General features: G+C 65.2%; 5 protein-coding genes. 1 reads left to right on the top strand and 4 read right to left on the bottom strand.

Annotated features, from left to right (window positions below):
• Window positions 1-164: 164 nt before the first annotated feature.
• Window positions 165-1,112, bottom strand: a complete 948-nt coding sequence (locus tag B7R24_RS11285; protein ID WP_116419074.1) for a DUF4349 domain-containing protein — start codon at window positions 1,110-1,112, stop codon at window positions 165-167.
• Between the two features lie 82 nt (window positions 1,113-1,194).
• Here B7R24_RS11285 and B7R24_RS11280 point away from each other — a divergent pair, with 82 nt between their 5' ends.
• A complete protein-coding gene (locus B7R24_RS11280) occupies window positions 1,195-2,178 on the top strand; it encodes an aldo/keto reductase (RefSeq protein ID WP_116419073.1) in 984 nt (327 codons plus the stop codon).
• Between the two features lie 68 nt (window positions 2,179-2,246).
• Here B7R24_RS11280 and B7R24_RS11275 read toward each other — a convergent pair whose 3' ends face one another.
• From B7R24_RS11275 to hrpA, 3 genes are all read right to left on the bottom strand, one after another.
• A complete protein-coding gene (locus B7R24_RS11275; RefSeq protein ID WP_116419072.1) occupies window positions 2,247-3,071 on the bottom strand; it encodes an aldo/keto reductase in 825 nt (274 codons plus the stop codon).
• Window positions 3,072-3,124: 53 nt separating this feature from the next.
• Window positions 3,125-4,333: an MFS transporter gene (locus B7R24_RS11270; RefSeq protein ID WP_116419071.1), complete on the bottom strand. Its 1,209-nt coding sequence runs from the start codon at window positions 4,331-4,333 to the stop codon at window positions 3,125-3,127.
• A 161-nt stretch (window positions 4,334-4,494) separates the two neighbouring features.
• Window positions 4,495-8,349, bottom strand: coding sequence for an ATP-dependent RNA helicase HrpA (gene hrpA / locus B7R24_RS11265; protein ID WP_172582799.1), 3,855 nt, complete (start codon window positions 8,347-8,349; stop codon window positions 4,495-4,497).
• Window positions 8,350-8,352: the final 3 nt, after the last annotated feature.

Here is an 8,352-nt window from a genome sequence, read left to right as displayed (position 1 = left end):
CGCGGTGTCGACTTCGGGTGGTGTGGCGGGTGGTTTCATGACTCCAGTCAAACACCAACCACTGACATTACCTCAACAAAAACACCCCGAAACAGACCAATCCAGAAAATACTTTCTGAGAGTTTTCGCGGTCCGTCGGCCCCGAGCCTCTGAGTCCGGTTCAGCTAGGAAAGACCCCCACCAGCCGGCGTCGAATTGCTACCCGCTGACCCCCCGCCGGCCACGCGTGTTCCGCGCGTAGCCCACCTGACGACCGCTATGGCGATCGCCGCCAGGATCGCCAGCACAACCAGCCACGGCAGGGCTACACCGAATGCCACGAGTGCTCCCGCAAGGACCGCGACGAGCGACGTCCACCCCGTCGACAGGCCGCTCCAGAAGTCGCCGGGCGCGCTGGTGGGCGCGGTACTGAGGTCTTCGATGCTCACGCTGAGAGAGGAGTACTGAACCTGATCCGTGTATGCATCCCGCTGGGCGGTGAGCCCGTCGAGGTCGGCCTGGCGCTCCGACAGGGTCGATTCCAGCGAGATGAGGTCTGCGGTCGTCGTCGCCTTCGACATCAGATCGAGGAGACGGGCCACCGAGGTCTGCAGAGCGGTGATACGCGCATTCACGTCGCTGACCTGCGTCGTGATGTCTGTCGCGGTGATTGCGACCGAATCGACGGTGGCGAGCTGCTTGAGGTTGTCGATCGCCTGGCTGACCTTATCGCTTGGAACACGCAGCACCAGATCCGCCCGCGCGTTGCCACCCTGTTCCACCGTCGAACCCGAGTCTCCGGCCTGCTCTGTGCGGCTGTCTACGTGGCCCCCGACCGCTTCTACGAGCGTCACTGCCTTGTCTGCGACCCCGATCGGATCGGTCGACAGCAGTGAGATCGTTCCGGTGGTGACGATCTGTGCATTCGGAACAGCTGCGGTCTTGCCCCCCGCGGCCTGGTTCGGGGCACTCGCACTGCCGGCACCGTTCGGGGTGATCTCCGACGAACTCCCACCCGAGTCGCTGTTCGAACCGCTGTTCGAACTACTACTCGATTCCCCACCGAAGGCCGAGCATCCACTCACTGCGAGCACAGACATAGCAACGGCGATAACGAGCAATTTTCGTTTCATGCCGCAACTGTAGAGATCGAAGCTTGAGTCTGGCCACACCAGCGCAACATGGTTACGCGGTTGTTATGCATAGAGTTGAGCCATGCACTATCGCGAACTCGGAAGAACCCACCGCACCGTCTCAGAGATCGGCTTGGGTACCTGGCAACTGGGGGCGGACTGGGGCGAAATCGACCAGGCGGATGCCCTCGCCGTACTCGATTCGGCCGTGAATTCCGGCGTCACCTTCTTCGACACTGCTGACGTGTACGGCGACGGCCGCAGTGAGCAGACGATCGGCTCGTACCTGGCCTCGAACCCGGGCCACGAGATCACGGTTGCGACCAAGATGGGGCGCCGCGAGGCCCAGATCCCCTCGAACTATGTACTAGACAATTTTCGCCTCTGGACGGATCGGTCGTGTCGCAATCTGGGCGTCGAGACCCTCGACCTCGTGCAACTTCACTGCCCGCCCTCAGAGGTCTTCACCGACGGTGCCGTCTACGACGCGCTCGACACCCTCGTCGACGAGGGTCGCATCTCGAATTACGGGTTCAGCGTCGAAACCACAGCCCAGGCCCTCGACGCGATAGCGCGGCCCGGAACAGCCACCATCCAGATCATCCTGAACGCCTTCCGCCTCAAACCACTCGATGAGGTCCTTCCTGCAGCGAGCGCGGCTGGAGTCGGCATCATCGCCCGGGTTCCGCTCGCTTCGGGACTGCTGAGCGGAAAGTACACCACCGAGACGACCTTCTCGGCGAACGATCACCGTACCTTCAACCGCGATGGCAGCGCGTTTGACGTCGGAGAGACGTTCTCGGGTGTCGATTTCGCAGCCGGGGTCGAGGCCGCGCAGGCCTTCGCGAGTCTCGTTCCCGAGGGCGTCGCCCCGGCAACCGCCGCACTGGCCTGGGTCGCCCAGCTTCCCGGAGTCAGTTCTGTCATTCCCGGAGCACGCAATCCTGCCCAGGCCGCGGGCAACGCTGAGGCTGGTTCACTTGAACCGCTCGGTGAGACCTTCGACCAGGGCGTTCACGAGATCTACGACCGCTACTTCAGGCAGAGCATCCACTCGCGCTGGTAGATCGCCCGGCTGCGGGTTCCGGATGCCCGGGGCCCTGCAGCCGGCCGCAATACCCCGTGCAACGGAGCTCAGCCCACGTCGTCGGGGTCGCGGCCCGTGCGCTCTCCGCTCTCGAGCTTGGAGATGAGCGCCAGATCGTCGGCATCGAGTTCGAACCCGAAGACGTCGATGTTACTGGCAATGCGCGACGGGGTCACGGACTTCGGTATCACGACGTTCCCCAGCTGTACATGCCAGCGGATGACGATCTGCGCAGGCGTGGTGCCGTACTTCGCCGCGAGTCGGTCGAGCACGACGTTCTCCAGTACGCGCCCGCGGGCGAGCGGCGACCACGCTTCGGTGACGATGCCGTGTGCATCGTCGTACGCGCGCAGCTCGGCCTGAGGCAACCACGGGTGCAACTCCACCTGGTTCACGCTGGGAACGACGCTCGCCTCGGCCGCGAGGCGGTCGAGGTGGTGGGTGTGGAAGTTGGAGACCCCGATCGACCGCGCCAGACCGTCGGCCTGGATCTTCTCGAGAGCCCGCCAGGTCTCTACGTAGAGATTCTGCCTCGGAGCCGGCCAGTGGATGAGAAAGAGGTCGACGTAGTCGAGCTGCAGACGTTCGAGGCTCTCGTCGAACGAACGCCTCGCTTCGTCGTAGCCGTGCCGGTCTTGGAAGACTTTGGTTGTGACGAAGATCTCCGCCCGCGGGACGTCTGCTCGGCGAAGTGCCTCCCCGACACCGACCTCGTTCTCGTACAGGGTCGCAGTGTCGATGTGGCGGTAGCCGTTCTCGAGGGCGACTCCGATGGCGTCGACCGCCTCGGCGTCAGTCACTTTGTAGACGCCGAGGCCAACCTGTGGAATCGAATGACCGTCGTTGAGGGTGATCTGGGGTGCAGTTGTCATAGTTCGATTCTCGTACAGACGGGGGATTCGAGCTGCGACGTCAGCTCGTGACGTCAGCTCGTGACGGTGGCGAACGGTTCGGTGTCGGGGATGGGACTCGCGTCGCGGCCCCGCAGATCAGGGTGCCACTGTCTGAGGAGAAGCGGAACGAGAAAGCCGAGCAGCGCCAGGCCCGCGGCCACGATGAACGCGCCGCCGGGTCCGCGTGAGTCGATGAGGAATCCCGCGAGTGCAGACCCGACCGCAGCACCGATGAGCTGGCCGGTACCGACCCACCCGTACGCCTCTGCTGTTTCGCTGAAGCGCACGCTCGAAGAGACGATGGAGAACATGACGGCGAGCGCCGGCGCAATGCCGACGCCAGCTAGGAACAGGAAGACAGCCAGCCACCACACATCCAGCGAGATCGCCGCAACGGCTGTGCCGACGAAGACGATGAGCATGCGCTGCGCCAGCGCCCATGACCCGATCGGGAGGTGACCGAGAGCGAGGCCGCCGACCAGCGATCCGACGGCGAAGATCGCGAGTACGACACCCGCCTCAGCGCCGCCGTGCCCGAATGCCGAGACCACGCCGGCCTCGATCGCCGCGCACGCCGCGACGAGCAGAAATCCGACGATCGTGGCCAGCAGCACCGGTGGCTTCGTGAGCACAGCGCCCAGGCGCTTGCGGCTGCGGGGAATGCGCACCCGCCCGAGTTCGGGGCTCGACAGGAACCAGGCCCCGCCGCCCACGAGAAAACCGACCGCGAGGAGGATGCCCTCGACCGTGCCGATCTGTGTGGCCGTGAAGGTGGTGATCACGGGCCCGACAACCCAGATGATCTCCTGCGCCGATGCGTCGAGCGAGAACAGGGGAGTGAGCTGCTTCGAGTTGACCATCTTCGGGTAGATCGTGCGAACAGCCGGCTGGATGGGCGGCATGGTCAGCCCAGCCACCAGTGCGACGGCCATGGTCGCCGGGATGCTCATCTCGACCAGGGCGATGATCGAGACCGCCACGGCGCAGACCGCGATCGTTCCGGTGATGACCGGTCGCATGCCCCAACGGCCCATCAATCGGCTCGTCAGCGGACCGGCGACGGCCTGCCCGATCGACAGCGCGGCGAGAACGAGTCCGGCCGAGGCGTAGGAATCGTGCACCCTCTGGATGTGCAGCAGGAAGGCGAGGGAGAGCATCCCGAACGGGAACCGGGCCACGAGCTGCGCGGCCATGATCCTGCCCACACCGCGGGTTCTCAGAAGACTCGAATAGCTACTCACAAGAGATCAAGTGTACCGGTTGGACGGTACAACTCTGCCCCCCTCCTCCCATCTGTCATGCACGCGTCATCCGCTGTTCAACCAGCGCCCAGAAGGCCTGCCCACGAGGCCTGCTCGGGAGGCCTGACAAGCAGGCCTGCCCACGGGGCCTGCTCGCGAGGTCAGCTCGCGAGGAGCTTCTGCAGGCGTTGCATCGACACGGGCTCGGCGGTGCCGAGCGACTGCGCGAACAGGCTGATGCGCAGTTCCTCGATCATCCAGCGGGCCCTTATCAGGGCCGGCGTCAGCACCGTCGGGGCATCCGCCGGCAGCGGCAGCACTCCACCCGAGGCTTCGTATCGAGCCCTTGCATTCTGTACCTCCGTCATCCAGGCCCGGTCCCGTGCCGGTGCGTCGGGCAATTTTTGCATCCGAAGCTCGACCCCCGTCAAGTACCGTGGATAACTTCTGAGCTGCTCGAGCCCTGTGGACGAGACAAACCCGGGATAGACCAGTGCGCCGAGTTGTGAGCGCGCATCGGAGAGGGCAGGCAGCAGCGACACACTCGTCACGGCCTTGAGGGCCCGCTCCGCATCCCGCGCCTTCGCCAGCGAAGCAGCGACCGTCGCAACCGTCGAATACATCGCGTCGATGAGGCCGGACGACAGCTCGTCGCGCACGGCCTCGAACTGCGTGCGCGTGTACAGCAGACCGTCGGGGTGCGACTTTCGCAGAACATCGTCTGCGCAGGCTTTCAGGCAGTCATCGAACAGGGCCTGGGTACTGGCATATGGGCTGGTCGCGAGAATCAGTTTCTCGTTCTGTGTGAGGTGGTCGCGCACGTAGGAGACCGGTGACGGCACCGAGAGAAGCAGTAGGCGCCGGATGCCCGCCGGGCTCATCCGCGCCGCTTCCTCTGCGGTGCTCATCAGCCGGATGGCGACAGACGACCTCTCCTCCACAACGGCCGGATACGCACGAATCACACTGTTCTGCATTTTGGTGTCGACGAATACCGGCAGTTCCGTAATGTCCCATGTCGTGAGGCCGCTTCGCTCGATGGCGTTGGCGGTCGAACTCGATGCACGGGCGACGCTCTCGCGGGCTGCCGAACGGAACTGGGACTGCAGGGCCGCCAGATCCTTCGACACCGCGACCGTCGTACCCCGCTCATCGACCACACGAAAAGTAACGGAGAGGTGTGAAGGAATGCGCGAACGATCGAAATCAGAGACCGCGACGGGAACGTAGGCGAGGCGCGACATGGTCTGTGCGAGGGAGGTGAGAAAGGGCAGATCGTCGACGCTGCGGGCGGTTCCCGCGCCCTGCTGGCGCTCGGGCAGCGCGATCAGCAGCTTCGACGCCCAGTCGGCGGCCGGTACGAAGTTGCGGCGGATGGCTTTCGGCAACGACCGGATCAGGGCCGTTACCAGCTCCTCGCGAAAACCGGGCACCTGGGCTTCGAAATCGGGCGCTTCGAGCCGCGGAAGCAGCGGCAGCGGAACGGTGACGCTCACCCCGTCGTCCTCTGAGCCGGGTTCGAAACGGTACGCCAGCGAGAGCTGCTGGTCGCCCTGCTGCCACGTGGCGGGAAACTTCTTCTCGTCGACCTCGGGTGCACCCTCGGGCAGGAGCGATTCCATGGTCATCGTCAGCAGGTCGGGGGAGTCGTAGCGCGTCTTCTTCCACCACCCGTCGAAGCTCCGGGCGGTGTTCACTTCGCGCGGCACCCGCTTGTCGTAGAACTCGAAGACGGCCTCGTCGTCGAGCAGCAGGTCGCGGCGGCGACTGCGCTCCTCGATCTCGGCGAGCTCCGAGCGAAAGGCGCGGTTCTTCGCGTCGAAGGCGTGGTGCGACTCCCACTCGCCCTCGACCAGGGCGTGCCGAATGAAGAGTTCGCGCGCGTACGCGGGGTCGATCCGCGAGAACTGCACGCGTCGGCGCGGGATGATCGGCACGCCGTAGAGCGTGACGCGCTCGAACGCGACGACGGCGCCCTGCTTCTTCTCCCAGTGCGGCTCGGAGTGGCTGCGCTTGCAGAGGTCCCCGGCGAGCGTCTCGGCCCATGCCGGATCGATGGACGCATTCATCCGCGCGAAGAGGCGGCTCGTCTCGACGAGCTCGGCGCTCATCACGGCGTTGGGCTGTTTCTTCGACAGTGCGGAACCGGGGAAGAGGCTGAACCGGGTCTGCCGCGCCCCCAGATAGTCCTTCTTCGCCACATCCTTCAGACCGATGTGCGAGAGGAGACCCGAGAGAATCGACCGGTGGATACCGTCGGGGTTGACCGAGGGATCCCCGATCACCAGATCGAGCGGCTTGCTGAGCTGCCGCAACTGCCGAAAGACATCCTGCCATTCGCGCACCCGCAGGTAGTTGAGGTGCTCAGCCTTACAGAGCCGACGGAAGGCGCTCGACGACAGCTCGCGCTGCTTGTCTTCCAGGTAGTTCCACAAATTCAACAGGGAGAGAAAGTCGCTTGTCGCATCGGTGAACCGCGCGTGCAGTTCGTCTGCCCGCTGGCGCCTCTCGAGCGGGCGCTCCCGCGGGTCCTGAACGGTGAGCCCCGAGACGATGATCATCACCTCCCGGCTGGTGCCGTGGTTCTTCGACTCGATCACCATGCGTGCGAAGCGCGGTTCGATGGGCATGCGGGAGAGGTCACGCCCGACCCGGCTGAGGGTCGGCACGGCCGACACCCCCGGCTTGCCGGGTGCGGCACCCGGCGCGTTGATGGCGCCCAGCTCGCTGAGCAGGTCGAGCCCGTCTTTGATACCGCGGGAATCGGGCGGCTGCAGGAAGGGGAACGAAGCGATATCGCCCAGCCCGAGGGAGATCATCTGCAGGATGACCGCGGCGAGGTTCGTGCGCAGAATCTCGGGTTCCGTGAACTCGGGCCGCGATCGGTAGTCCTCTTCTGAGTACAGCCGGATGCAGATACCGTCGCTGGTCCGGCCGCTCCGGCCGGCGCGCTGGTTGGCCGACGCCTGTGAGATGGCCTCGATGGGCAGCCGTTGCACCTTCGAGCGAACGCTGTACCGGCTGATGCGAGCGGTGCCGGTGTCGATCACGTACTTGATACCCGGAACCGTGAGGCTCGTCTCCGCGACGTTGGTCGCCAAGACGATGCGTCTCCGGATGCCCGGGGTACCGGTGCGCTGGAAGACCTTGTGCTGGTCGGCCGCCGAGAGCCGGCCGTACAGCGGCAGAACTTCGGTGGCAGACCCGAGCGCGCCAGAGCCTCCCGAGGAGAGACGGCCACGGATCGATTCCTCGGCGTCGCGGATCTCGTTCTCGCCGGAGAAGAAGACGAGAACGTCGCCGTCGCCCTCCCGCGCGAGCTCGTCGAGCGCCTCGTTGACGGCGTCGAGGGGATCGCGGTCGACCGCCGCTGCACCGGGCCGGGCCGGCTCGTCATCGACGTCGTCTTCGAGCACCTCGCCGTCGGCCACCAGCGGGCGGTACCGCACCTCGACCGGGAACGTTCTGCCCGAGACCTCGATGATGGGGGCGCCGCCGAAGTGCCGGGAGAAGCTCTCCGGGTCGATCGTTGCCGAGGTCACGATGACCTTCAGGTCGGGGCGCGCAGGAAGCAGTTCGCGCAGGTAGCCGAGGAGGAAGTCGATCGTCAGGCTGCGCTCGTGGGCCTCGTCGATGATGATGGTGTCGTACTTCTTCAGAAGTCGATCGCGGTGGATCTCGTTCAGCAGGATGCCGTCGGTCATCAGCTTGATGTGGGTGTTCGGCCCGACCCTGTCGGTGAAACGAACCTGGTAGCCGACGGTGTCGCCGACCTCCTGGCCCAGTTCCTCCGCGATGCGCTCGGCGATCGTTCGGGCAGCGATGCGGCGGGGCTGGGTGTGCCCGATACTCGTGCGGCCGAGCTCGAGGCAGATCTTCGGAATCTGGGTGGTCTTGCCCGACCCCGTCTCGCCGGCGATGATGACGACCTGGTTGGCCTCGATGGTGCGCGCGATCTCTTCGCGGAGTCGGCTGACGGGCAGTTCAGGCGGAAAGTGGATCGAGGTGGGAATCATCGG

The sequence above is a fragment of the Subtercola boreus genome, from assembly GCF_003399645.1.
Classification (GTDB): domain Bacteria; phylum Actinomycetota; class Actinomycetes; order Actinomycetales; family Microbacteriaceae; genus Subtercola; species Subtercola boreus_A.
This window is presented reverse-complemented; position numbering and strand designations above follow the sequence as displayed.

Bases quoted from the DNA above. Each gene is read 5' to 3' on its own strand.
- B7R24_RS11285 (WP_116419074.1), bottom strand. From the start codon at position 1,112: ATGAAACGAAAATTGCTCGTTATCGCCGTTGCTATGTCTGTGCTCGCA.
- B7R24_RS11280 (WP_116419073.1), top strand. From the start codon at position 1,195: ATGCACTATCGCGAACTCGGAAGAACCCACCGCACCGTCTCAGAGATC.
- B7R24_RS11275 (WP_116419072.1), bottom strand. From the start codon at position 3,071: ATGACAACTGCACCCCAGATCACCCTCAACGACGGTCATTCGATTCCA.
- hrpA (WP_172582799.1), bottom strand. From the start codon at position 8,349: ATGATTCCCACCTCGATCCACTTTCCGCCTGAACTGCCCGTCAGCCGA.